28 protein-coding genes and 1 rRNA gene are annotated in these 24,002 nt (G+C 55.4%); 13 read left to right on the top strand and 16 right to left on the bottom strand.

From position 1 onward, the window contains the following. Positions 1 to 323: ribosomal RNA gene (locus ACFSO0_RS13320) — 16S ribosomal RNA — on the bottom strand; the annotation flags it as partial. Positions 324 to 733: 410 nt separating this feature from the next. Between ACFSO0_RS13320 and ACFSO0_RS13315 the strand changes: the two genes are divergently transcribed. Then, a complete protein-coding gene (locus tag ACFSO0_RS13315; protein ID WP_376881060.1) occupies positions 734 to 1,015 on the top strand; it encodes a hypothetical protein in 282 nt (93 codons plus the stop codon). A gap of 79 nt (positions 1,016 to 1,094) precedes the next feature. Here ACFSO0_RS13315 and ACFSO0_RS13310 read toward each other — a convergent pair whose 3' ends face one another. From ACFSO0_RS13310 to ACFSO0_RS13300, 3 genes are read right to left on the bottom strand one after another with little or no spacing between them, the layout of a single operon-like run. Then, positions 1,095 to 1,874, bottom strand: coding sequence for a fumarylacetoacetate hydrolase family protein (locus ACFSO0_RS13310; RefSeq protein ID WP_376881058.1), 780 nt, complete (start codon positions 1,872 to 1,874; stop codon positions 1,095 to 1,097). A gap of 29 nt (positions 1,875 to 1,903) precedes the next feature. Continuing rightward, positions 1,904 to 3,103 (bottom strand): tRNA uracil 4-sulfurtransferase ThiI, encoded by a 1,200-nt coding sequence (thiI, locus tag ACFSO0_RS13305; RefSeq protein ID WP_376881055.1) that lies wholly within the window; start codon positions 3,101 to 3,103, stop codon positions 1,904 to 1,906. 12 nt (positions 3,104 to 3,115) lie between these two features. Further along, a complete protein-coding gene (locus ACFSO0_RS13300) occupies positions 3,116 to 4,285 on the bottom strand; it encodes a cysteine desulfurase family protein (protein ID WP_376881052.1) in 1,170 nt (389 codons plus the stop codon). A 272-nt stretch (positions 4,286 to 4,557) separates the two neighbouring features. Between ACFSO0_RS13300 and ACFSO0_RS13295 the strand changes: the two genes are divergently transcribed. Beyond that, positions 4,558 to 4,704 carry a hypothetical protein gene (locus ACFSO0_RS13295; RefSeq protein ID WP_376881049.1) on the top strand — a complete coding sequence of 49 codons (147 nt, stop codon included), beginning with the start codon at positions 4,558 to 4,560 and terminating at the stop codon, positions 4,702 to 4,704. 269 nt (positions 4,705 to 4,973) lie between these two features. Next, positions 4,974 to 6,164, top strand: a complete 1,191-nt coding sequence (locus ACFSO0_RS13290) for a LysM peptidoglycan-binding domain-containing protein (protein WP_376881046.1) — start codon at positions 4,974 to 4,976, stop codon at positions 6,162 to 6,164. 57 nt (positions 6,165 to 6,221) lie between these two features. On the opposite strand, the gene dapF is transcribed toward ACFSO0_RS13290, so the two are convergent. Then, complete coding sequence (dapF, locus tag ACFSO0_RS13285) at positions 6,222 to 7,082, bottom strand: diaminopimelate epimerase (RefSeq protein WP_376881043.1); 861 nt, start codon at positions 7,080 to 7,082, stop codon at positions 6,222 to 6,224. Between the two features lie 125 nt (positions 7,083 to 7,207). Between dapF and ACFSO0_RS13280 the strand changes: the two genes are divergently transcribed. Further along, entirely contained in the window at positions 7,208 to 7,738 is a 531-nt protein-coding gene (locus ACFSO0_RS13280) for a DUF84 family protein (protein WP_376881040.1), read from the top strand. A 57-nt stretch (positions 7,739 to 7,795) separates the two neighbouring features. On the opposite strand, the gene ACFSO0_RS13275 is transcribed toward ACFSO0_RS13280, so the two are convergent. Further along, on the bottom strand, positions 7,796 to 8,374 hold the full coding sequence (locus ACFSO0_RS13275; RefSeq protein ID WP_376881037.1) for a DUF456 domain-containing protein: 579 nt from the start codon (positions 8,372 to 8,374) through the stop codon (positions 7,796 to 7,798). A gap of 95 nt (positions 8,375 to 8,469) precedes the next feature. Here ACFSO0_RS13275 and ACFSO0_RS13270 point away from each other — a divergent pair, with 95 nt between their 5' ends. Then, positions 8,470 to 9,060: a hypothetical protein gene (locus tag ACFSO0_RS13270; protein WP_376881034.1), complete on the top strand. Its 591-nt coding sequence runs from the start codon at positions 8,470 to 8,472 to the stop codon at positions 9,058 to 9,060. Between the two features lie 62 nt (positions 9,061 to 9,122). Here ACFSO0_RS13270 and ACFSO0_RS13265 read toward each other — a convergent pair whose 3' ends face one another. Further along, positions 9,123 to 9,335: a DUF1540 domain-containing protein gene (locus ACFSO0_RS13265; protein WP_376881031.1), complete on the bottom strand. Its 213-nt coding sequence runs from the start codon at positions 9,333 to 9,335 to the stop codon at positions 9,123 to 9,125. Between the two features lie 104 nt (positions 9,336 to 9,439). Between ACFSO0_RS13265 and ACFSO0_RS13260 the strand changes: the two genes are divergently transcribed. Beyond that, positions 9,440 to 10,225 carry an SDR family NAD(P)-dependent oxidoreductase gene (locus tag ACFSO0_RS13260; protein ID WP_376881029.1) on the top strand — a complete coding sequence of 262 codons (786 nt, stop codon included), beginning with the start codon at positions 9,440 to 9,442 and terminating at the stop codon, positions 10,223 to 10,225. Here ACFSO0_RS13260 and ACFSO0_RS13255 read toward each other — a convergent pair. The 3 genes from ACFSO0_RS13255 to codY form a co-directional block, all read right to left on the bottom strand. Further along, entirely contained in the window at positions 10,160 to 11,455 is a 1,296-nt protein-coding gene (locus tag ACFSO0_RS13255) for an MFS transporter (RefSeq protein ID WP_376881026.1), read from the bottom strand. The two genes, ACFSO0_RS13260 and ACFSO0_RS13255, sit on opposite strands and share 66 nt — an antisense overlap. Positions 11,456 to 11,823: 368 nt before the next feature. Next, the gene (gene menC / locus ACFSO0_RS13250) at positions 11,824 to 12,942 is read right to left on the bottom strand and encodes an o-succinylbenzoate synthase (RefSeq protein WP_376881024.1); all 1,119 of its coding nucleotides are present in this window, start codon (positions 12,940 to 12,942) and stop codon (positions 11,824 to 11,826) included. Positions 12,943 to 13,242: 300 nt separating this feature from the next. Then, positions 13,243 to 14,019, bottom strand: a complete 777-nt coding sequence (gene codY, locus ACFSO0_RS13245; RefSeq protein WP_376881021.1) for a GTP-sensing pleiotropic transcriptional regulator CodY — start codon at positions 14,017 to 14,019, stop codon at positions 13,243 to 13,245. 217 nt (positions 14,020 to 14,236) lie between these two features. On the opposite strand from codY, the gene ACFSO0_RS13240 reads away from it, so the two are divergent. Beyond that, the gene (locus ACFSO0_RS13240) at positions 14,237 to 14,323 is read left to right on the top strand and encodes a YjcZ family sporulation protein (RefSeq protein WP_376881084.1); all 87 of its coding nucleotides are present in this window, start codon (positions 14,237 to 14,239) and stop codon (positions 14,321 to 14,323) included. A 60-nt stretch (positions 14,324 to 14,383) separates the two neighbouring features. Here the strand turns inward: ACFSO0_RS13240 and ACFSO0_RS13235 are convergent, their stop codons facing one another. The 4 genes from ACFSO0_RS13235 to ACFSO0_RS13220 form a co-directional block, all read right to left on the bottom strand. After that, a complete protein-coding gene (locus ACFSO0_RS13235) occupies positions 14,384 to 15,160 on the bottom strand; it encodes a sporulation protein (RefSeq protein WP_376881019.1) in 777 nt (258 codons plus the stop codon). 58 nt (positions 15,161 to 15,218) lie between these two features. Then, positions 15,219 to 15,752: a sporulation membrane protein YtrI gene (locus ACFSO0_RS13230; protein WP_376881016.1), complete on the bottom strand. Its 534-nt coding sequence runs from the start codon at positions 15,750 to 15,752 to the stop codon at positions 15,219 to 15,221. Next, a complete protein-coding gene (locus ACFSO0_RS13225) occupies positions 15,749 to 16,060 on the bottom strand; it encodes a YtrH family sporulation protein (RefSeq protein WP_376881014.1) in 312 nt (103 codons plus the stop codon). Before ACFSO0_RS13225 ends, ACFSO0_RS13230 begins: the two co-directional genes overlap by 4 nt. 137 nt (positions 16,061 to 16,197) lie before the next feature. After that, positions 16,198 to 16,422, bottom strand: coding sequence for a hypothetical protein (locus tag ACFSO0_RS13220; RefSeq protein WP_376881012.1), 225 nt, complete (start codon positions 16,420 to 16,422; stop codon positions 16,198 to 16,200). A 292-nt stretch (positions 16,423 to 16,714) separates the two neighbouring features. Between ACFSO0_RS13220 and ACFSO0_RS13215 the strand changes: the two genes are divergently transcribed. The 4 genes from ACFSO0_RS13215 to ACFSO0_RS13200 all read left to right on the top strand — a co-directional run bounded on the left by ACFSO0_RS13215 (position 16,715) and on the right by ACFSO0_RS13200 (position 19,801). Further along, positions 16,715 to 17,965, top strand: a complete 1,251-nt coding sequence (locus tag ACFSO0_RS13215; protein ID WP_376881009.1) for an MFS transporter — start codon at positions 16,715 to 16,717, stop codon at positions 17,963 to 17,965. Continuing rightward, positions 17,962 to 18,120 (top strand): hypothetical protein, encoded by a 159-nt coding sequence (locus ACFSO0_RS13210; RefSeq protein ID WP_376881006.1) that lies wholly within the window; start codon positions 17,962 to 17,964, stop codon positions 18,118 to 18,120. Before ACFSO0_RS13215 ends, ACFSO0_RS13210 begins: the two co-directional genes overlap by 4 nt. A 16-nt stretch (positions 18,121 to 18,136) precedes the next feature. Then, positions 18,137 to 18,271, top strand: coding sequence for a hypothetical protein (locus tag ACFSO0_RS13205; RefSeq protein WP_376881004.1), 135 nt, complete (start codon positions 18,137 to 18,139; stop codon positions 18,269 to 18,271). 159 nt (positions 18,272 to 18,430) lie between these two features. After that, entirely contained in the window at positions 18,431 to 19,801 is a 1,371-nt protein-coding gene (locus ACFSO0_RS13200; RefSeq protein WP_376881002.1) for an HD domain-containing phosphohydrolase, read from the top strand. An 81-nt stretch (positions 19,802 to 19,882) separates the two neighbouring features. Here ACFSO0_RS13200 and ACFSO0_RS13195 read toward each other — a convergent pair whose 3' ends face one another. Continuing rightward, entirely contained in the window at positions 19,883 to 20,392 is a 510-nt protein-coding gene (locus ACFSO0_RS13195; RefSeq protein WP_376880999.1) for a hypothetical protein, read from the bottom strand. 15 nt (positions 20,393 to 20,407) lie between these two features. After that, a complete protein-coding gene (locus ACFSO0_RS13190) occupies positions 20,408 to 21,487 on the bottom strand; it encodes a M42 family metallopeptidase (protein WP_376880997.1) in 1,080 nt (359 codons plus the stop codon). A 147-nt stretch (positions 21,488 to 21,634) separates the two neighbouring features. Between ACFSO0_RS13190 and ACFSO0_RS13185 the strand changes: the two genes are divergently transcribed. Together ACFSO0_RS13185 and ACFSO0_RS13180 are read left to right on the top strand one after the other, a co-directional pair. After that, the gene (locus ACFSO0_RS13185; protein WP_376880995.1) at positions 21,635 to 22,474 is read left to right on the top strand and encodes a GNAT family N-acetyltransferase; all 840 of its coding nucleotides are present in this window, start codon (positions 21,635 to 21,637) and stop codon (positions 22,472 to 22,474) included. An 81-nt stretch (positions 22,475 to 22,555) separates the two neighbouring features. Continuing rightward, the gene (locus tag ACFSO0_RS13180) at positions 22,556 to 23,857 is read left to right on the top strand and encodes a BaiN/RdsA family NAD(P)/FAD-dependent oxidoreductase (protein WP_376880992.1); all 1,302 of its coding nucleotides are present in this window, start codon (positions 22,556 to 22,558) and stop codon (positions 23,855 to 23,857) included. Positions 23,858 to 24,002: the final 145 nt, after the last annotated feature.

The raw sequence follows: 24,002 nt of genomic DNA, 5'->3' as shown, positions 1-24,002 counted from the left end.
GTCTCAGTCCCAGTGTGGCCGGTCACCCTCTCAGGTCGGCTACGCATCGTCGCCTTGGTAGGCCGTTACCCCACCAACTAGCTAATGCGCCGCAGGCCCATCTCCCAGTGACAGCTAAATGCCGCCTTTCCTTTCCGGATCATGCGACCCGAAAACCTATCCGGTATTAGCATAAGTTTCCCTATGTTATCCCGGTCTGAGAGGCAGGTTGCCTACGTGTTACTCACCCGTCCGCCGCTAGCCTCCGAAGAGACTCGCTCGACTTGCATGTATTAGGCACGCCGCCAGCGTTCGTCCTGAGCCAGGATCAAACTCTCCAATAAAGTTTGTTTCTGGTTCATCTCTTTTTCAAGCTGGCAAATCATTAAATGATAGACTCATCAACGCTTTCGCTGTTCAGTTTTCAAAGAACATTTTGTTCACTCGCCCAAAAGGCGACTTTTTAAGTATAACACATCGCATTCGACTTTACAAGAGGTTTTTTCAACCATCCGCGCTGTTCAGCAGCGGCGTGTTCTAATATAACAAATCACTGCACGTAACGTCAAGTACTTATTACGATTTATTGATCATATTTTTCAATGGAGCTCAATAATACGTGGCAGAAATTAAATATAACTGAAGCGCACCAGGAAGTCAACAAGAAACGAATAGGTACGTTCTTTTTATTTCAAACTATCCGGAGGCGATCCATACGCTTGCAGCGACAAAAAGAAAAGGAAGGTGGATCAGCATGGAGCCGCAACCAACCAATGCAGAACATGAAGATGAATATTACAGCGAACTGTCGACAGTAGAATCGCAGCGAAATGAAATCCTGCAGGAAGAGTTTCCCGAAGGGCCCTACGGTTCCGCCACCAACAGGGAAAGGCTCGGAAAATCAACCGACTGGGAGCCCGGGCAGCATTCCACGACGACACGTTTTACTTACGAGACCCGCAACATGCACCAGGACTTGCCTCGCCAAGATCCTTCCGCGCATCCGATCCACGATGATCCGAACGAAAGAGAATGAACGATGTGTCCATCGCTCTAAAATACCAATCCCCCTTCAAATAGGAGGGGGATTGGCGACTGCTGATTTCCTCGCGCTCTTACTCTTCTGCCTGAACCACATGAGTCGCCAGCGTGCCGATTCCTTCGATGGTCACGGAGACCTCATCACCTGGCCGCAGCTCTCCTACACCGGATGGGGTTCCGGTGAGAATGACGTCTCCCGGGAGGAGCGTCATCACCGCGGAGACGGCTTCCACCAGTTGTGGGATGGTGAAGATCATCTGGCTAGTGTTCGCATCCTGGCGCACCTCGCCGTTGACTTTGGTCACAATGCGCAGATTTTGATAATCCAGCTTGGCGGCAATCGCGGGTCCGAGCGGGCAGAAGGTGTCAAACCCTTTGGCGCGCGTCCACTGGCCGTCGCTCATCTGCAAGTCGCGGGCAGTCACATCGATCGCGCATGTAAAGCCGAGGATGTAGTCCTCGGCATCCTCTGCCTTGACCTGCTTCGCCTCTTTTTTGATGACGACTGCCAGCTCTCCTTCATAATGCAGGTTTTGCGTCAGCTTCGGGTAGACAATCGGTTCGCCTGGCCCGACGACAGTCGTGGAAGGCTTGAGGAACATCAGCGGCTCTTCGGGCAGGTCGATGTCCATTTCCGCTGCATGATCGCGGTAATTGATGCCGATGCAAACCACCTTGCTGGGAGCGCTGGGCGCTTTCAATACAATTTCGTCCAGCGGAAGCTCCAGGCCCGTCATGATCGGCTTCGCGGATTGAATCTTGTAAATATCCCCTTCAATGACCCTCACCTTGTTGTCCTCTTCCACCATCCAGCCGTGCTTCACTTTGCCATTTCGTTCATACCGAATAATCATGGCTGTTCCTCTCCCGTCATTGCCATTCTCTAAAACAGATCAGAAACGACTTCGCGCGGCTTCGTCGTAATTTCTTCGATCTCCGTCCGCTTCACTGCATCTTCTACCAATGCTTCCACGTCGAGAGCCTCTTCAAATTTTTCTGCAAGACGTACCTTGGGACGCGTCACCGGATTTTTCGGCGTGAAAATCGTGCAGCAGTCCTCGTACGGCAAAATCGAAAGCTCGTACGTATCAATTTTGCGGGAGATGTCCGTGATCTCGGTTTTATCCATCCCGATCAGCGGGCGCAGCATCGGAATGGAAATCACCTTGTTGATGGTGTCCATGCTCTCCAGCGTTTGCGAAGCGACTTGTCCGAGGCTTTCACCTGTCGCCAGCGCCAGCGCCTTGGTGTTCGCGGCGACTCGTTCGGAAATGCGCATCATGAAACGGCGCATGATCGTAATCAGATAGTCTTCCGGGCACTTTTGGCGAATAGCTGTTTGGATTTCCGTAAACGGCACGACGTGGAGACGGACCGTTCCGCCCCATCTGGCCAGCTTTTGTGCGAGGTCGCGCACTTTTTGCAAAGAACGCTCGCTCGTATACGGATAGCTGTGGAAATGAATCGCTTCGAGCGTCACGCCCCGCTTCATCATCATCCAGCCGGCCACAGGGCTGTCAATCCCGCCAGAGAGCAAAAGCAAGACTTTGCCGCTGACACCGACCGGCAAGCCGCCAGGTCCCGGAATCGTCTCACAGCTGATGTAGGTGCCTTCCGTGCGGATCTCGATGTTCACGATCGCTTCCGGCTCGTGCACATCGACTTTGATCGCCGGGAGCGCGCGCAAAATATGCGTACCGACGATGCGATTGACTTCCATGGAAGGAATCGGATAGCGTTTGTCGGCGCGGCGCGTGACTACCCGGAACGTGCGCGGCTGCGGGTTCATCTGCCGGATCAGCTCCAGTGCCCGGACTTTGATCGTCTCGATGTCCGGCTCCACGTGGATGGTCGGGCTAAATGAAGAAATCCCGAACACGCGCTTCAGCCGCTCCATGACTTCATGCGCGTCCTCCCCGTGCAGCTCTACGTACATTCGGCCGTAGTTGCGGCGAACTTTTATCTTATAGAAGGAACGTAACACGTTTTTTACGCTGCGCACCAATGTTTCTTCAAACATGTCGCGGTTTTTGCCTTTGAGGGCCAACTCTCCATAACGGATCAAAATAACATCGTAGTTCATGATGGGTCTCCTTTATCTTCTGGTTACGCTCTTTTGCTTCATCTTCATTTGACTGCGCAGGCTGCGGACACATTCGCCAAGGGCAGTGACGAATTGCTGGATGTCCTCGCTCGTATTTTCCCTGCCCAGGCTGATGCGCAAAGAGGACAACGCGCAGTCGCGCTCAATCCCGATCGATGTGAGCACGCGGCTTGGCTCATTGCTCTTGGAGGAGCAGGCCGACTTCGTGGAAATCAAAAAGCCACGCTCTTCCAAAGCGTGCAGCAGCACTTCCGCTTTTACTCCCGGAACCGATATATTCATGATGTGCGGCGCAATTCCGCTTCTCGGCGTGTTGATTGTGCAGCCCTCGATCTGGGCGATACCTGCTCGCAGCTGCTCCAATAGCGCGGACAGGCGGGTGCTTTCTCCCGGCCCCATGTCTTCGAGCAGACGGATCGCCTTGGCCATTCCGGCAATCGCCGGCAGGTTCTCCGTCCCGGAACGGACACCGCCTTCCTGACCTCCCCCCATCAGCAGCGGGGAAATGATCAATCCTTCGCGTTTATACAGGATGCCGACGCCACGCGGGCCGTAAAACTTGTGGGCAGATACGCTGAGCAGATCGATCCCCGAATCTTTCAGGCGGAGAGGAACTTTCCCGATGCCCTGCACCGCGTCCACATGGAACAGGACGCGGGGAAACTGCTTGAGCCATTGCCCGATTTCCGCTACCGGCTGTATCGTGCCCAGCTCGTTGTTTACATGCATGACGGAGACGAGAATCGTATCGGGGCGCAGCGCTTTTTGGACGTCCTCCAGCGAAACGCGTCCATCCCGGTCGACCGGCAAAAACGTCGTCGAGAAGCCGAGGTTCTCCAGCTGTTTGCACACGTCGTAGACGGCCGGATGCTCTACCTGTGTCGTAATGATGTGCTTCCCGCGGTTCTGATATTGAAAGGCAACGCCTTTGATCGCTGTATTATTGCTTTCCGTGCCGCCGGATGTGAAAATGACTTCTCCCGGCTTGCAGCCCAGGAACTTCGCCGCCACCTCACGCGCCTGCTTCAACACCGTTTCAGCCTCAACCCCCTTGTGATGCAGGGAGGAGGGATTGCCGTAATAGTTTTCCATCGCTCGTCTCACGGTCTCAACCACTTCGGGATGAGGCCGAGTCGTCGCACTGTTATCCAGGTAAATCACTAGTACACACCTTCCTCAGGGTCAAAATCCCCCATGTCTACGCTACATCATAACACGACTGTTCCACGAACATACAGGGCAAAGCTCTCTTTCATTCCTATTTTCCCCCACTTTACCAGGCAAGATAGCGGAAAGCGGCCATGCCTGAACATTCGTTCACACACTATTCATACTTAAAGCGCTTACATCCAGCGATAGGCTCTTTACACGCCAAAGGGTTTTCGTTAGAATTGTCAGTAAATTTACACAAAACAACCAAGGAGAGAACAACCATGACTACTCAAGCAATGCAAGAGAAAATCACCAAAATGGAAGCAGAACTGAAACGACTGCAGGCTGAACTGGCCAAGATGAGCAAAAGTGCCCCTCCGATCAACCGTTCTGACGTCGCATACCTAAATGAGGTGTACAACGGGTGACCTTTCGCTTAATTTGGATTTTATAGCGTGGACGAGGCGAGTAGCAAACAGCCGCGGCCCACGCTATTTTTGTGTCTGTACGCACTGTCGCAGCCATGCTCTCTCCTGCCTTGGTCACATTTCCCAAAAGAAAAAGGGAGTCGTCCTGAGCACATGTGGAAAATCAATCCAACTGAGGTTTCATTTCCCTGATGAAAGCCTTCCATGCCGCAATTTACAATAGAGGAGAAACATCCCAACCATTACGCTACGGCATCGAGGAGGCTATCATGTTCAAAACAACACGATGGAAACGTCTGACAGCGCAGTCTGTCCTGATCGCTGCGCTGCTCCCTGCCACATCCGCTTTTGCCCAGACCATCACCGTATCCACCGGCGATACGTTGGGAAATCTGGGGTACCGCTACCAGATCCCTGTCGAACAGCTGAAAATTGCCAATCATCTGCAAACAGACACCATCTACTCAGGACAAGCACTGTACATACCGCCGCTGTCCCAAGTCTACACCGTAAAATCCGGCGATGTCCTCTGGAAAATCGCCGCCGACCACCAGACAACGATCCCTGTGCTGATGGAAATAAACCAGCGAACATCGTATGATCTCATCGTCGGGGAAAAGCTGCTGGTCCCGAAAACAGATGCATCAGCGAACGAGTACACGGTAAAAAGCGGCGACGTGCTGTGGAAGCTCGCCAGCCGCTGGGGTGTGTCCATCCAGTCAATCGTGGACGCCAATCACTTGACCTCCACGGAAATCCTCGTCGGTCAAAAGCTGCTGATCCCGCAGGCGGATGGACAAGCCGACACCCAACCACCCAGAGAGGAAGAGCAGGCTACGTCTACGCAGCCCGCCGATACGACCAAGCCTTGGGTCGAAAATATCCGCTACCAGGTCGTGCGAGGCGATACGCCGTGGACCATCTCCATCGATCACGGCATCCCTATGACGGAGCTGCTTTCAGTGAACAGGCTCACCGAAAATTCACAGCTGCAAATCGGACAGACCCTGCTCATCCCGGTGCACCACATCCCCGAAACCAGCGTCAAAAGCGCGAAGTACGGAGAATATCTGGACTGGTTTGAGGCCGTTCAATACTTGTTTCCCATCAATGCCGTAGCGACCGTGACCGACTTTGAGACGGGGAGAAGCTTCCAGGTGAAACGCACGATTGGCGCCTCCCATTCCGATACGGAACCGCTCACCGCTGCTGACGCCGCTACGATCAAGGACATCTGGGGCGGCCAATACTCCTGGAGAGTCAGACCCGTTTTGGTAAACGTCAACGGCAGGCAGATTGCCGCATCGATGACTTCCATGCCGCACAGCATCGAATACATTTTGGACAACGATTTCACCGGCCATTTTGACATTCACTTCCTGAACAGCCGGCGCCACAATGACGACAAGATCGATCCCGACCATCAGGCAGCCGTCAAAATCGCTGCAGGACGTTCGTAATTTTCTTACAAAAAAACGTTCCAGTCTGCTTGCGCGACGGAACGTTTTTTTCTTTCTCTATTTGTAGGGGATCGGACCATGGTAGACGCCTGAAAACACTTCGGTCGCAGGCCCCGTCATGAAGACGCGATTGTCGGACTCTCTCCACTCGATGAGCAAGTCTCCCCCTGCCAGGTGTACGGTCACTTTGCGTTCGGTTCTGCCGCTCACAATCGCTGCGACTGCAGCTGCACATGCGCCGGTACCACACGCCAGTGTAACGCCGGAGCCCCGCTCCCAGACGCGGAACAAAATTTCTTCACGGTCGAGAATCTGGATGAACTCGACATTGGTCCGCTCCGGAAACCATTCGTGAAATTCGATTTTGGGACCGTATTTGAGCACGTCTTCGTCCAGCACCTCGTCCATGAACAAAACCGCGTGCGGATTGCCCATCGATACAGCTGTCATCGTGAAGGCTTCTCCGTCTACCTCGATTGTTTCCTCAAGCGCCTTTTCTTCCGGTATGCCCGTCATCGGGATCGAGGCACGCTCAAATCGCGGCTCGCCCATGTCAATCGTCACCAGATTCACCTTGCCACTCTCATCCAGCGAAACGACTGGCTTGACAATTCCTCCCAGCGTCTCCACGGAAAATGTACGTTGATCCGTCAAGCCGTAATCGAACACGTATTTACTGACACATCGCAAGCCGTTCCCGCAGTTTTTCGCTTCACTTCCGTCGTGGTTGAACACACGCATCCGAAAATCCGCGCGTTCTGAAGGCAGGATCAGTATCAGGCCGTCTCCGCCGATCCCGAAATGGCGATCGCTCACCCGCCTGGCCAGCTCGGGGAGATCCACACCTGTCAGGTCTTCCGCGAAACCGTTGACGTATACGTAATCGTTTCCTAGACCATGCAATTTGGTAAACTTCATGATCCTCTCCTCTTTTTCTCTTAAGATTTCTGTCTCTTGTATAAGCCCTATCTTAACACATCACACTCGTCTGTGGGGAAGTGGTATACTACCACTAGTTTATCGGCGTCAAGGAGGAGTGTCGCATGGATTTTTCCGCATATCGTTATGCGCTGGGCACCACGAACGAGGCCAAAAAGACGGCCGTCCGTCTGGCTACAGGCAGCGAGCCCATCTGCCTGTCTGTCCCGTCAGGCATATCTGCCCAACCGATGTCGGAGGCGGAGACGATCGAAGGGGCGATTCACCGGGCAAAAACGGTGCTCGCCCGTCTGCCCCAGTGCGATATCGGCCTCGGGCTGGAAGGCGGACTCATGTACGACGAGCGGTACACCAGGCAATGGCATCTTATCTCGGTGTGCGCCGCCTGGAACGGGTCAGAGCTGCAATTGGGACGGGGGCTGTCCTTTCCCATTCCCAACCGGGCCGTGGAGCGGATTCGGCAGGAACAGATCGAGCTGCGGGTGATTATCGACGAGTGGAGCGGAACGACAGGGAGCAATCATCAGGGAGGGGCGTACGGTTTGCTCACAAAAGACCGCATCCGTCGCGCTGACGTCTTTCGCGATGCCGTGCTTGCGGCGATCACGCCTTTTTTCTCCACGCTGTACCGTTGACAAGCAGAAAAGCCTCTCCAGTTACACTCTGGAGAGGTTTTTCCGGGAACAGGCTGCCTATCGGGCCGTGTAGAACGGATAGATCACCAGCGCACCCAAAATGGCGATTGCACCGACAATCATCGCCCACGCCCCCAGCGTTCGGGAACCGCGCCGATACGCCAGATAGCCCAGCACCATCCCAACGGGCGCAATGAGATACGGCATTAAAAACAGGGACAGGATGGACAAACCGAGCCCCGTCATCCCGATCCCGCTTGCGCCGCTCTCCCGGCTGTCTTCGTCAGGTGCCTCACGTGCAGTGCGTCGAACCGGAATGGGTTCGGCAATCTCTGCAGCCGTCTCGACGTCGTCATCCCGCACTTCCGAAGCGTGATAGCTCTCTTCGCGCGTGCGGTCGACTCCGTCCAGCCGCTCTGAAAAATCGTCCGCCTCGTCCACCTCGCCTGTATAGCGTTCGGTCCGTGTCAGCGGATCATACTGGATGTTTCGCTTCGCTGTCTGCCCCTCGTGTTCAGCAAAAGCAGCTTCGGTCCATGTCTCGGCAGCGAACTCGGCGTCGTGGGCATCTACTGTCTCGGAAAAGCCGGTATCTTCCTTCCGCTTCGCAGTCATACGTTCGTCTCGGTCCGCCATGGCATGCTCAGCCCCTTTTCACAAAGGATTTGTTAGTGAAGGAAGGTAGCCTTATTCTCTGCCTTCAGTGTACAATTTAAACTGGAGGCGAGAGGATGAAACCTGAGAAAGTCCTAACGATTGGCATTGATATCGACGGCACAGTGACGTCACCCAGCAGTATTGTCCCCCTGATGAACGAGAGCTTTGGCAAAGATTTGCGATACGAAGACTGCTACGAATACAACCTGGCCAACGTGTACCAGATCACGGATGAGGAATTCGACAGATGGCTGGACGAGAACGGGGAACGTTTGTATGACGAAGCGCCTGTCCACGGAAACGCCGATCACATTTTGCGGTCCTGGCACTCCCGGTTCAAGCTGGTCTACATCAGCGCGCGGGAATCCCGCCACCGCGATGTCACCATAAATTGGTTTGTCCGTTATGACATCCCCTATCATGAGATCGATCTGATCGGCTCCCACGACAAGCTGTCAGCAGCAAAAAGATGGGGGGTCGACCTGTTTTTGGAGGATCGGTTGGAAAATGCTCTCCAGCTCTCCGAAGGCTTGCAAATTCCCGTCTTTTTATTTGACACCCCTTACAACCAGGGAGCGCTGCCCCCGCTGATCCACCGTGTCGCTACGTGGAATGAAGTCCAGGAAAAAGTGCAGCTGCTGCAACAGGAGTGGACAAGCGTCTGAAGAGGAACGGCAAAAAGACGTATCGCCTCGACAAGGGATACGTCTTTTTTGCGCCGAATGCCCTACTTGCCGGATTTTTTCGGCCTGAATGTCAGGCAACAGGTTTCAGACGATTTGGTTGCCCGATCTTGGTGGTTGTTGTTCTCGGAAGCAAATTCCGTTTTGTAACCGGCGTTTGCATGTGCGTCGATTTCCACCATGATCTCGTCTGCACTGCACCGGTTGCCGTCCGCCCAATACTCACAATTCGCTACGCTGCATTTGACTGCTGGCATATGTTTTCACCCCCTAGGGGCTATCCTTCACCACTAAAGCATTGGATATACCATTCCGCGCAGAAAAAAGCGATTGGCTAAAATACGTAAGAAAGGACCCTCTCATGACCATGATCGGATCGAGAATTGTTGTCATTACCGGGGCGGCGAGCGGACTCGGCCGAGCGCTGACCCGCCTGCATCTGGAAAAAGGCGACGTGGTCATCGCCACCGGGCGGCGGGCGGAAAGCTTGCAAGCCCTGGATCTGGAGCATCGGCAAAACGAACGGCTGCACACCCGCCTGCTGGATGTCACGGACAATGATGCTGCCCGGCAGCTGGCTGCATGGGTGCAGGTCCGCTTCGGACGCTGCGACCTTTTATACAACAATGCAGGCATTGCTGTCTTTGCGCCTTTGTCCGAAATGCGGCTTGCAGAGCTGGAGGAGATGCTGGCGACCAACATCGACGGCGTCATGTACACGACCCGCGCCTTCTTGCCTGCGATGATGCAGCAGCGCAGCGGGCACATCGTCAACATCGCCTCGCTGGCAGGACATGTCGCTACCTCGAAGGCGGCTGTCTACGCGGCCAGCAAGGCAGCCGTCATCCGCTTCAGCGAAGGCTTGCGGCACGAGCTGTCCGGGCACGGCATTCACGTCACCTGCGCCATGCCAGGACCAATCGATACGCCTTTTCTCGTCCGGGCGGACCGGACAGGCACATATAGGAGCAAAGTAAGCCGCTACCTGCTCACTCCCGAGGAAACCGCCAGGGGAATCGTTCGTGCAGTAGACCGGCGCAAACCGGAAGTGGCGATGCCTTTGCGGCTCCATTCCCTGTCTTTACTCTACGCCCTCCTGCCGAATCGCGTGAAGCGGCTCCTCGCTCCCCTCCTCAACCGCAAGTGATTCGTCTTCGAGCCGCCGCAGCAGCACAAACGCGGCTCCCCCGCAAATCAGGCAGGCGACCGCTCCCGCACCAAACAAGCCTTGCACGCCTAAAAGCGGGATCAACAAGCCGGAGACCGCGGCTCCAATCGGCATGCCTGTACCCGTAATCGTTCGGATGCTGGTCATCACCCGTCCCAGCAGCGAATCGGGGACATGCTTTTGCAAAAAGCTTCGGTACAAAATGTTGTACGGCGCGAAGCTGAAGCCTGCCAGCGCCATAGCCAGCAAGGCGATATCCAGCCGTGAAAACAGAGCGAGCGGAAGCATCGTGATCCCCCACGCAGCGATAATCCCCGCCAGTGTCGCTCCCAGCGGATACTTCCACGTCATGGTCGAGAATAACAGGGAGCCCAGCAAAGCCCCCATCGCCAGAGAAGACCAGAGCATCCCCAGAGCCACTGACCCGCCGTCCAAATCTTGGCCCGCGTAAAGCGGCAAGGCGACCTCCACAGGTCCGTAAGCCATATTGAACAAAAAGGTGAAGATCACGAGCAGCAGCATCGGCCTGCGTCCAAACAGGTAACGGTATCCGGTCCGCATGTCACGTACCAGGGAGCGGACGTACGAGCCGGCTTTTTCCTGCACACCCCCCTCGGCAACTGCGGGCGTGGTCAATGACTTCGGCAGGCGCGAAAAGCAGAGCGCACAGACGAAAAAGCTCACCGCATCGATCAGCAGCACGTACGCTTCCCCGATCCAGCCGATCAAAACGCCAGCCAGAGCAGGCCCAAACATATACACGATCTGCCACTGGCTTTCCATGACCCCGTTTGCCTTGACCAAATGGCGTGGGTCGGGCACCAGCCGCGGCAGCAGCGTCTGCGCCCCGGCTGCACTAAGCGGGGACAATATTCCTGCGATGACGATCAGCAGGTAGATCGCCTCAAGCCGCATCTGCTCGATCTGCAGCAAAACGACGAGGCTGACGAAGATCGTCCCCCGGGCGGCATTGTCGAACATGATCAGTTTTCTCCGGTCGTACCGATCCAGCAGCACACCCGCAACCAGTCCCGAGAAGACAGCTGGCAGCATGTACGCGAGAATCACCCCGCCCATCGCAGCTGAGGACCCAGTCTTTTTCATGACAAACCACGTCAGCCCCATCCAGCCAAACTGATCGCCCAGACTGGACAAAAACATCCCCAGCCAGTACCAGCGAAAGGCGCGTTGTCCCCACAGTTCTCTCATCCGCATCTTCCTGCTCTTTCCATTTTAATTCATTGTATAGTATGTTGTCATACTTTTTCAACAGTTATATTTAGTAATCAGGCATGTGTCTGCGCTTGTGGCTAGAACTGTCCTGTGGCCCAGGCCAAAACGGCACAAACAAAAATCCCTCTGACCGCTGTTTCGGCGGCAAAGGGATATCCTGTTTCCTCGTATTTGTTTGTGGTTAGTAATTTGCTCTCTGTCGTTCCATCCGATGTCCGCTCCATAGCCAGAGCAGCCCTGCCGCCAGCCCAAAGGCGGCCAGCCAGCCGGAGACAACGGCACTCCCCACGTGCTCTGCCCCGTACCCGCTGACGACGAGTGTGCGCTTTTTGCCTTCCTTTTGGTTATTTGGACGGACGATAGCTGGCAGAACGGATGACGTATTTCCCCACCGCCTGCGGGTTGACGGCGTAGCCGATGCCGGGCTGATCCGGTACGGCGAGCTGCCCAGGAGCGACCAGTTCGACGCCAGGCTCGATAATATCCTGCTCCCAGTAGCGGCTCGAAGCGGCTGTATCGCCCGGGATGGTGAAGTTCGGCAGCGAGGTGATGGCGACGTTGTGGGCGCGGCCAACGCCGGACTCGACCATGCCTCCGCACCATACCGGAATGCCATGCGATTGGCAAAGATCGTGGATGCGTTTGGACTCCGTCAGTCCGCCGACGCGGCCGATCTTGATGTTGATGATGCCGCAGCTGCCCAGTTCGATCGCTTTTCTCGCATCTTCGGCGCTGTGGATGCTCTCATCGAGGCAGATCGGCGTTTTCAGCTGCGCCTGCAGCTTGGCGTGGTCGATGATGTCGTCGTGCGCGAGCGGCTGCTCGATCATGATTAGCCCGTACTGGTCCAGCTCCTTCATGATCGCCAGATGCTCCAGCGTATACGCCGAGTTGGCGTCTGCCATCAGCGGGACGTCATCGCCAAAGCGTTTGCGGATTCCTTCGACGACCTGTACGTCGAAGCCCGGCTTGATCTTGACCTTGATTTTTTTGTAGCCGTCCGCGAGCGCCCGCTCCACTCGCTGCAGCACGTCATCGGCGGTCGGCTCGATTCCGATGCTGATGCCCACATCGATCAGCGACCTTGTCCCGCCCAGCGCTTTCGCCAGCGAGATGCCTTTCTGCTTGCTGGAAAGGTCCCAGATCGCGCCTTCCAGGGCTGACTTCGCCATGTTGTTACGCCGGATTGGTGCGAAGAGCTTCTCGACATCTTCCGGAGTCTCAATCGGCTGGGCAAACAGGCGCGGAATGAGAAACTTCTCAAGCATATACCAGACAGTCTCGGTCGTCTCCTCATTGTAAAAAGGATCGGGCATGGCCACGCTCTCGCCGTATCCGACAGCCCCCTCGCCGTATACGGAAATGAGCAGGAAGTCTTTTACAGTTGTAGTGCCGAAGCTGGTCTCAAAGCGAAAGCGCAGCGGCATTTGCAAATGCTGCACTTCAATCCGTTCGATTTTCATGCTTTCACCCTTTCTCGCAGACAAACGGGGATCTTTGCCGACTGGCGACCTGCCTGGGCTCAGTCAAATTAGACTTTGCCGCCAGCCTCTGCTGATTCGTCAGTTTGGGAAAATATTTGCGGATTCTCTCATTTCGTTTCTTATGTATATTTTCCAGTTTTGTCTCTACCTGAAGTATAGTGCTATTTTTCCGAATATTCAACGCAGTTGTAGCCAGTAAACCTGTGTCGACCGTCTATCGGCGCAAAAAAACACCCCTCTTCCGATTCAGAAAAGGAGTGACTCTTTTCCATGGTCAGCTCAGGACGTTTTCCACTTCGCCAGTTCGGCCGGGAATTTGTCGTTCAGCACCTTGATATAGGTGCCTTTCATCCCCAGTGAGCGGGACTCCAGCACGCCGGCGCTCGCCAGTTTGCGCAGCGCGTTGACGATGACTGAGCGGGTGAGACCTGCCTGATCGGCCAACTGGCTGGCGACCAGCAGCCCTTCCTTGGCATCGAGTTGCTCCATAATTTTTTCGATGGCGATCTGTTCGCTGTAGGAGAGGGACGACAAGGCAATCTTCGCAAAAGTTTTGTCACGCACTTCGTTTTCGATCTGCTCCGTGCGCTGACGGACGATTTTCATGCCGATGACAGTCGCGCCGATCTCGCCCAAAATGAGATCCTCGGTTTCAAAGTGACCGTAGGCGCGCTGCAGAACCAATGTGCCAAGACGGCTGCCTCCTGCGTGAATCGGTACGATTGTGGTCATCATCTGCGGGAACAGCGAGCTCATTTCCGCCGGCACCATGCTGTACGGGCTGTTGATCGGCTCGTTCGCCAGCGTCTGGTTCACTTCCAGCAGCCTTTGATGCATGTCTTCCTGCATATAGCTCGCGGATCGTCCTTCCTCGTTCAACGAGATTTCCTGATTCACCCCGCTGCCCAGGATCGTCCCGTCCGCCGTAATGATGTACACATTTGCTGCAATGACCTCCGACAAGAGTCGCGCGAGGTCTTGATAGCCTACGCCGCTGCCGCCCATTGTTTTTTGTAACATCACATTAATTTTTCTTGTTTTTTCCAACAAATTCATGAATCATTTCCTCCTTGGATTCTTCATGGTCACAGTATTGTCAGAAAAATCCAAGGCTATACATGCAAATCAAAAAATTGGAAAGACGCCGCACGGACAGGGAAAAGCCGGAGAGCTGATAGAGCTCGGAAGATGGGTTGACGCCTGGACACCGATGTGTCTATCTGCTAATACCCTATAGGGAAAAGCAGATCAAGTGTCAGTAGGAGGGGAAACGATGGGGTTATTTAATGGCGGAAATGGTATCGCGCTTATTCTCGTCCTGTTCATTCTGTTGGCTATTGTCGGCGTCGGCGATGAGTGATCCCCCAAAAAATGCTGCCTGTGCGAACAAGTCAGGCAGCATTTTTTTGTTTTCGCCCGATCAGCGGAGTTGTTTGCGAATCATCTGTTCGATCGCCCCGGCAATCTCGCTGGCGGTGCGATGCAAATCTTCCTGGTGCAGGCGGAAACGCACGAAACGTTCGTCCAGGCTGAAGGCTTCTTCAAGCGCCCCAAAAAAGCCGCGCGCCCGTTTGTCCAGCTCCATGAATACTTCGAGGCTGTCTTCCCGCAGGAAAAAGACGATCTCCAGCTCTTCCAGACGGCTGCGGTACGAGCCTGTCGGACGGAACTCAAATTCCTGCACGAACGGATACGTTTTGCCCAAATGGCGATTGTATTCGCAATCGACCTTGAACAGCTGAAAGCCGAGCTGCTGAACCGCATCCAGCACCTTCGTCATCAACGGATGCGGACGGACCTCGATGTAATCCGAGTCGCCCGGGTCGATGGCGTTCTTGATATCCAGCCCGGTCCGCAAATACACCGGCTGCCGTCCCATCGTCAGCGGCGTCTCGTACGGGAGACGGAACGCAAAAGGCAGCACGCGGTGTTCCCTGGGGGACAGGACAATCCGCTCCGTCAGGCGATGCTTGAGCAGCACGCACTCTTCCTTTACTTTATTGTTATTCGTCTCCCGTTCGTAATGGGTGATGACGTACATGTAAATCTCGTCGATCTCCTGGGCCACGTCTCCTCCGGTCAAATGGACCTCGCCCGACAATACCTCCCCAGGCGCCAGAGAGTCCTGCTCCAGACGCGTATCCACTTGCGCAGAGCCAATCCCTACGCTGGCCAACAATTTTTTGAACATCGACATGTCCTGCTCTCTCCTTTTCGTTCACCCTGTAAAAAGCGCCTGTCTGCTCATCAGGTGCTTATGTAGAGGTATACGAACCGAGAAAAAGAAAGTTTCGGGCGACCCGCTTGAGCACGTCGTCTTTTTTGACTTCTGCCGTGACGAACAGGTGCAGCGTCCGCCCGATGACGACTGTCTTGACCCGAACCTCCACCATCGTGCGGTCTGGCAGGACGTATTCGCGGCGCCGCAGCATTTCATGCAGCACCTGATGCACTTCGGCGACCTGTTCGACTTTTTTTCCTTTCAAGGAAGCAAGGTCTTTTTCCATCCACTCGACCACCTGCACCTCGATCGTCGGGTGCGGCTTGGGGTCCAGGACCGTTACCCGGACATCCTCGATGCCGACTGTCTGCTTTCTGCGCGCGACGTTCTGGCTTTTTTTCAGCTCGAGGTTTTCCTCGTACAGCTTCTTGTTCTGGAACTCCAGACTTTTCTTTACGAGCATCATCTCTTCCATTTCCTTCCCGTACAAAAACAGCACGACCGTCCCGCCCAAAAGCAGGCCGAGTACCCAGATCGCAATATACCGTTTCCAGTGCTTCCTGCTCATGAGCGCACCTGCACCAGCCACTGCACACAGATCGTCCCGATATGCGCACCCAAAAAGGCGACGACGATCATCACGAGCTGCTTGAAGACGGGAGAGAAGTTGCCCATTAAAATTTTCTCGATTTGCAAAAAGGAATCAAAAGTGCCGCCGAGCGCTCCGACAAGTCCCCAGATTTTCAGCTGGTCCGCAAGCTGGGCCACAGACAGGAGCGGGGGTTTGTCCGTCAGAAAAGCGCCCAATCCTCCCGAGAGCGAACCGCCTACCACGATCCCGAACGCCACAAAAAACGTCAATATGACCTGCGCCATCCTCCATCCTCCAGACTGCGAGAGCTTATGCTTATCCCTACGCGGCTTGTCTGGCAATTATGAACGAGTCATGCTGCCCCCAGCACGTCCGCTGAAACAGACAACGGCATGCTGGATGGGGCATGCCGCTTTCTCTCTCATTTTTTGTTTCGCGCGTGCCTGTGCAGCCTCTTTTCGATCCGGGGCGCATTCATGACCATCAGATCCATGAACAGATTGACCATGTTCGGGTTGCGCAGCAGCTGTTTGAAGACGTTCGGGTTTTCCTTGAACCACTGCTCGTTCGCCTTGATCCACGCCTTGAAGCCCTCATTGGACTTGTAGTATTGGTTTAATCGTCGAATCGGCCGGTACGCGCACATTTCAATCTATCCCTTCGTCAAAGAATATGGAGAGGAGAAAGATGATGATTACGATCCAAATCACCACTTCAAAGCCTTCTTGCCCCAAAAAACCTTTCATTTCCGTCCCCCCTTCATGCGCTCACACTCCTTGCCCACGGTGCTCTTCCTTATAGGTATATGTCGCAGAATTGTCGCTGGATTGGACACTTGCCCGCCATCTCTTTCATTTTCCGCGCACACCCAGTCAGGTGCATAGAGAGGCTCCTGTTGCACTCATACTAATCGGGAGATGGACGGAGAGGAGACGATCATGCAAACCTCGGCAAGTACACTGTGGCGCAACAAACCTTATTTGCTGCTGCTATCTATTGTGTTTTTTATGCACCTGGCCTCTTATCTGGTCATCCCTGTCTTCCCTGTCTTTCTGGAAAAGGCTCGCGCACTCTCGCTCAGTCAGGTAGGGCTGGTGCTCGGGGCAGGGAATATCATGTACCAGCTCGGCAGCCTGCTCGGCGGGCCGTTGTCCGACCGCTTTGGCAGACGCAGCATCCTCATGGCGGGGGCGCTCCTGCAAGGTGCTGCCATGGCCGGCTATCACTACGCCGTCCCGTACTGGCTGTTCCTTGCCCTATCTTCCGTAAATGGCATGGGACTCGGGCTGCTGGCTCCTACGATCAAAGCGATGATCGCCGATGAAGTCGACGAGCGGCAACGGACGTCCGCCTTCTCGTGGCGCGGCATACTCGCTCATTTTGGCATTATTGTGGCTGGCGTGATCATCGCCTGGATGACTGCGCTGCACCACCGCCCCTTTTTGCTGGCGTCGCTCGTCTTTTTCGCACTGGCTGCCCTCACCCGGTTCAGCCTCCCGGACGATCGCTGCATCGGCCCTGACTGTCAGCGCACGCCGCTGTCGGAGTACCGGCAACTGCTGACTCACCGCAGCTTCCTGCTCTTTTCCTTGATTACCCTGGTGATCTGGGCGCTGTACGCACAATTCGCGCTGATTCTCCCGTTGCGGGGAGAGCATGTCCTGCACTCTGCCACGATGATCGGGCTGGTCTGGACGATCAACTCCACCAGTGTTGTGCTGCTGCAAGGCTTGATCGCCCGCTTCGTCCTGCAGCGCGTCAACCCGTATGTCTCTCTGACGGTCGGCACTGCGCTTTTGGGGACCGGTCTGACCGCTATGGGCTGGGCGGAGCAGTTTGTCTCCTTGAGCGGAGCAGCTCTCCTGTTCATTTTGGGAGAAATGTTGTTCATGCCGGTTCAGGACAGCCTCGTCAGCCATTTTGCCAGGGACGAATGGCTCGGTGCCTATTACGGCTTTTCCAATTTCGTATCGGGAATTGGCACGGCGGTCGGAACGAGTCTCGGCGGAGTCATGGTGGAAAAGCTCGGGGGCGTAGGCAGTCCCTCTCCGTGGATCGCCTACGGGGTCATTACGCTGTTTGTCGCCTCTGTGCTCGGCTTGTTCGCCATCTATGCCAGCGCCCGCTACAAACAGCCAGACAGCCGCAATACCGCAGCCAGAACCAGGAAGAAGGAGGGAGCTACATGAACGCGCAGCTTGGGGGGGAACTGCAGGAAAATGCGGACCGGACTGTTCTGTCCCGAAAAATGCCGCTGTCGTCGCTGCTGATTCAACTCGAGGATCTCGCTTGTACGCGGCGATCCCTGCGGTCTGTAAAATCCCCGCAGAATACTTGGCGGTAACGAAAGGAGGAGCGACATGAGCAAGCAAAACACGAACGATACTTCATCCGCCCAGCACAAACAGCGGCATCGCCAGCAAGATGACGTCAAAAACAACGCGCCCGGTTACGGCGACAAGAAGCTGGAAGGTCCCAACCGCCCCTCTACCTGAACGTTTTTCGGGAGGATTCACCATCGTGAATGCTCCCTATTTTCGTTAACCCGACAGCGGTTGAAACTTCGACAATATTCGTAATTTTTCTTGAAGGTTATGTGGAGATCGCCTATTATGAAAGGACAGAAACCCAATTCTCGGAAAGGACGTAGAGCCTTGCCAATCCAATCGACGACCAAATCCCATCTGTATCCGTTGTTCCTCGTTCTCCTTCCCGTACTCTTCACCGTGGTCGTGGTCATCGGGTATTCGCAGGCAAAGCTGATCTACTACGAATCCGGAGTACGCGCGATGGACCGGCAGTTGAACACCGTAACGCAAATCCTCTCCCTGTTCAACAGCCAGGTGAAGGATGGCATTTTAAGCTATACGGAAGCCGAAAATCAAATCCGAGACATGATGGTAGGTCCCAGGCTTGCCAACCAGACTCGCGACCGCTCGCAGGCAAAACTGACTCTCGCCAATGGGGACGAGCTGTTCGCTTTCAACTCCGAGGGCACTCTCATTGTGCACAGCACCCTCGAAGGGCAGAATATGTATAACCTCCCGAATCCGGGCGACCGTTTTCTGGTCAAACAAATCCTGGACGAGGGCAAAACGGTGACGACGTACCGCTGGACGCCGACCGACAGCTCTCCCGGTGTCGAAAAGATTGCTGTGATCCGCTATTTCCCGCAATGGGACTGGTACTTGTGCCTTGTATCGACGGAAGATGACTTTTATGGGCAATTCAGCGAGGTTAAATTCTTTCTGGCAATTATCACTGCCGCGAGCTACCTCATTGCGGTAATCTTGTTCATTCTCACCTATCGAAAAGAAAGGGCACTGCTCTCCTCCACTCTGCGCGGAGAACAGCTGGCTCAAGTCAACAAAAGCATCCTGAAATCGCTTGCCGTCGCTCTCGAGGAGCGCGATGCGTACACATCCGGACACTCGCAGCGGGTCGCCTACTACATGTGCGTCATCGGAAAGCAGTTGGGACTGGATGAACAGACGCTCGACCTGATGTACACGGGCGGGTTGCTCCACGACATCGGCAAAATCGGCATTGAAGACAGCATCCTGCTGAAGCCTGGCAAGCTGACGGATGAGGAATTCCAGATCATCCAATCGCATCCTGTCCGCGGAGAGGCTCTCCTGCGAAAGCTGTACGCCCAGGTAGACAAGCGGGATGCCTACAGTATCCAGTCGATCCTCACCATCACCCGCCATCATCACGAGCGCTACGATGGCAAAGGCTATCCTGATCAGCTGCAGCAGGAAGACATCCCGCTCATTGCCCGTGTGTCGGCTGTGGCTGACGCATTTGATGCCATGACCTCCTCCCGGGCATACCGGAAAGGGCTCTCCTTTTCCAAGGCCTGTGACGAAATCCGCCGCAATGCCGGTACCCAGTTTTGCCCCAAAGTCGTGGAAGCCTTCTTCCAAAGCGTAACGGAAGAGACATTCCACCAGGCCCACCAAATCTCGTGGGAAAACGAGCTCCTCAATCCGCTCGCTGGAGAAAAGCACACGTATCCTGCCTAGCAGTGCGGGAAAAATGCCGTATAAAAAAGCCATGCGCCCCCGGAGAATCGGGAGTTGCATGGCTTTGCTTTTTGGCATGATCTACATAATCGGGACGAGCCGGTATGGCAGGGAAAACGATTCGAGCCTCTCCAGGAACTTGTCGCTTGCAGAACTGTCCGGGGCGATCAGCTGCAGGTAGCGGGTGAAGTAAAAGACGATGCGGTCCGCTTCCCCTTCCTGCAAACGGTAATGGGCCAGTGTCGCAATATCCTTGAGGTTGTAAAAATAGTCGTAGCGCTCCTTTGTCAGCGATGCGCGGAAGGTGCGGCTGAACACCGCGCCGTTGCTGACGTTGTCCCGCGTGTTCTCCCTGGTCGCCCCCAAAAAGCGGAGCAGCTCGCCTGCCCGGCGCACCCCTATTTTATCCGCCATCATGCTGTCGTTGTACTCGATCTCTACATCACTCAGGCATTGCCGGACCGATTCCAGCATCGCCATGAAGACCTTGCGCACGGCCAAATTTTCCGTCGCGAACTGGTTGTCGAACAAATTAAACTCAAAAGATGTGGCTTGACCGATCCTTTTTGTATACAGCGTAATTGCATTCATTCGCGCCACTTCCTCTTATCGCGGCAGGATGGACTCCCACGTCTTCCGGTCCAGCTTGCGGATGACGCTGAAGAGCAGTCGCTTCGCTGCCTCGTAGTCAGCGGTGTCAATGATCGACGCATGGCTGTGAATGTACCGGGACGGGATGCCGATAACGGCGGAAGGAACTCCGATGCCGTGATTTTGCACGACGGCTGCATCCGTGTATCCTTTGGCTACATAAATCTGGTACGGAATGTTTTCTTCTTCGCAGGTTGTGATCAACAGCTCTCTTAGTCCAAGCGGCATGACTTGCATCGGATCGTAGATGCGCATCAGCAGCCCGCCGCCAAGTCTGCCTCCCTCATCGCGCACTCCCGGAATGTCCCCGGCCGGGCTTGCATCCAGTGCCAGAAACAGATCAGGATTAATCAGCTCGGCTGCCGTCTTCGCCCCTCGCGCTCCTGTCAGCTCTTCCTGCACCGTCGCTCCCACGTAAACGACGTTCGGATGTTCGGGATTCTCATGCAGCTCTTTGGCCAGTTCGACTGCCAGGCTGCATCCGTACCGGTTGTCCCATGCCTTTGCCATGATGCGGCGCGGGTTGGCCATCACCTGGAACGGGCAAATCGGCAGGATCGGCTGCCCCGGCCGGATGCCCAGACGCTCGGCTTCTTCCCGGGTGTCTACGCCGATGTCCACGTACATGTTGCGGACATCCATCGGACGATTGCGCTGGTCGTCGCTGAGCACATGCGGCGGAATGGAGCTGATGACGCCCTCGACGATCCCCTGTCCGGTGACGATCTGCACGCGCTGCGCCAAAAGAACCTGCCCCCACCATCCGCCAAGTGTCTGAAAGGAAATAAAGCCTTTATCGGAAATGCGTGTGACCATGAATCCTACTTCATCCATGTGTCCCGCAACCATGATGTGCGGACCGTTCTCGTCGCCGCGCATGATGCCGAACATGCTCCCGAGATTGTCATAGACGATCTCGCTCGTATACTGGCGTATGTATTCCCGCATGATTTCGCGTACCGGCCCTTCAAAGCCCGGTGCACCCGGCGCTTCTGTCAAGCGCTTCCACAACTCGCGCTGAAATTCGCTCGCCATTTCACTCATGCCTCCTCGATCTACAGCCATTTTTTATTCGTACTCTATTATCGGCGAGGGGGCGCAGCGATGCAACCGCCTGAATGCAGGAATGCCCATTGGCAATCCCGAATGCTTACAAATAACCAATGCGCAGGAGGGAACCCGATGTCGATCACGTTTCGCAAACTGACAGAACCTGCCGAGCTGCAGATGCTCGCTGCTCTGGAAGGTGCCGTCTGGAATACGAAGGAAGTCATTCCGTATCATATGACCATTACTGTCGCCAAATTCGGCGGGCTTTTTTTGGGGGCCTTCGATCAAGACCAAATGATCGGCTTCCTCTACAGCTTTCCCGGCTACACCCATGCAGAACCCCATCTGTGCTCGCACATGCTCGGATTTTTGCCGGCCTACCGCAAGCAAGGGCTGGGCATGCAGATGAAGTGGCGGCAGCGCGAGGAAGCACTCACGCTCGGTTATAAAAAAATTACGTGGACGTATGATCCGCTGGAGACCGTCAACGGCATTCTCAACATCGTGAAGCTGGGGGGAATCGTCCGCACCTACTTGCCGGACTGCTACGGCGAGCTGAATGATGAGTTCAACCAAGGGCTTCCGACCGACCGGTTCCTCGTGGAATGGTTTCTGGAGAGCGGTCGCGTAAATTGCCGCCACCCAGGGCCTGCTCCATCGCCGAAGCAGCTCGAACACGCTCCCGAGGCGCTGCACTATGAGCTTGTCGAAGGCGTGCCGCGTCCGCTCTCCACACAGTTGAACCTCGAGTCCCCCGTGCTGCTGGTCCCGGTCCCTGCCCACTTCCAGGAGGTCAAGAAGGCTGACATGGACACTGCGCGCGCCTGGCGGCAGATGACCCGTGACATTTTCCAGACGTATCTGGAACGCGGCTACACCGTGACGCATCTCGTACGCGACCAGGACATCGTCCGTTACGTTCTTGACAAACAGCCGCTGACCGCGATCCTGGGCGACTCTGCCCGCAGCTGACGAGGCACGGGAGCGAAGGAGCGGCAGCTTGTGATACAATGGGTGAGGTCTACCCTATACGAAAAAGGACGAGAACAAGCCATGCACACATCTTCACGCGATTATGATGTCATTGTGATAGGAGGCGGTCCATCCGGGTTGATGGCCGCTGTCGCCGCTTCCAGCCAGGGTGCGCGCGTCTGCCTGGTGGAAAAAGGCGGCAAGCTGGGCCGCAAGCTGATCATCTCCGGCGGCGGCCGCTGCAACGTGACGAACGCCAAGGAGCAAGATGAGCTCATCAGGCAAATGCCTGGAAACGGCCGGTTCATGTACAGCGCCTTCGCCCAGTTCAACAACCGGGATATTGTCCGGTTTTTCGAGGAACTCGGGGTCGCGCTGAAGGAAGAAGACCACGGGCGCATGTTCCCTGTGACCGATAAAGCCGTCACTGTCGCCCAGGCCCTGATCGACAAGCTGAAACAGCAGGGCGTGACCATCCGGACGAACAGCCCTGTCCAAAGGGTCCTCTACGAAGGCGGACGCACCGTCGGGATTTTGCTGCAGTCAGGCGAAACCTTGTCTGCTCCCTGCGTCATCATTGCTGTCGGCGGATGCTCGGTGCCGCAGACCGGCTCCACGGGCGACGGCTACGCCTGGGCGCGGGAGGCAGGCCATACGATTACAGATTTGTATCCGACGGAGGTGCCGCTGGTGGCAAGCGATCCGTTTATTCGCGATCACTCGCTCCAGGGTCTCTCGCTGCGCGACGTGGAATTGACGCTGTATGCCCCCAACGGGAAGAAGATCAGCACGCAGGAAGGGGACATGATCTTTACCCACCGGGGCATCTCTGGTCCCGCTGCCCTGCGGATGGGCCACTACGTCTCCATTACACAGCGCAAACACGGTCCCGTGCCGCTCCCCCTCACCATCGACCTGATGCCGTCCAAATCGGCGGATCAGATCGCTGCGGAGAGCTGGTCCCTCCTGGAGGAGCAGCCGAGAAAGGCCGTAAAAAACGTCTTGAAAGGTTATTTGCCCGAGCGATTGATTCCGCTGCTGCTCGCTCTCGCCGCGATACCCGAAGAGACGACGTTCAGCCATATGCGCAAGCAGGTATGGGCAGAACTGGCGAAACGGATCAAGGCATTTCCGCTGACGATCACCGGTACCCTCTCCCTGCAGGAAGCCTTTATCACAGGCGGCGGCGTGAGCGTAAAAGAGATCGATCCGCGCACGATGCAATCCAGATGCATGGAAGGTCTCTTCTTTGCCGGCGAAGTCATGGACGTGCACGCACATACAGGCGGCTACAACATCACGATCGCCTTTTCATCCGGTCATGTTGCCGGTACGCACAGCGCCCGGTTGGCATTGGAAAATTATTCTGTAAATCAGGTTTAGCCTTGCTTGATACGGGGAAGCTGATAAATGGGTACTCTTTTGGAAAAGAGTGATCAGCAACCTCCTCCCCCTGGTTGCAAGCTGCTGGTTCTAACACCATACTCCCTTTCATCTTCCTTTTTATGGAGCGCCAGGCGAAGGCGCT

The organism is Brevibacillus sp. GCM10020057, from assembly GCF_042683565.1.
Taxonomy (GTDB): Bacteria; Bacillota; Bacilli; order Brevibacillales; family Brevibacillaceae; genus Brevibacillus.
Note: the sequence above shows the minus strand (reverse complement) of the source record. Positions and strands in the feature narration are given on the sequence as shown.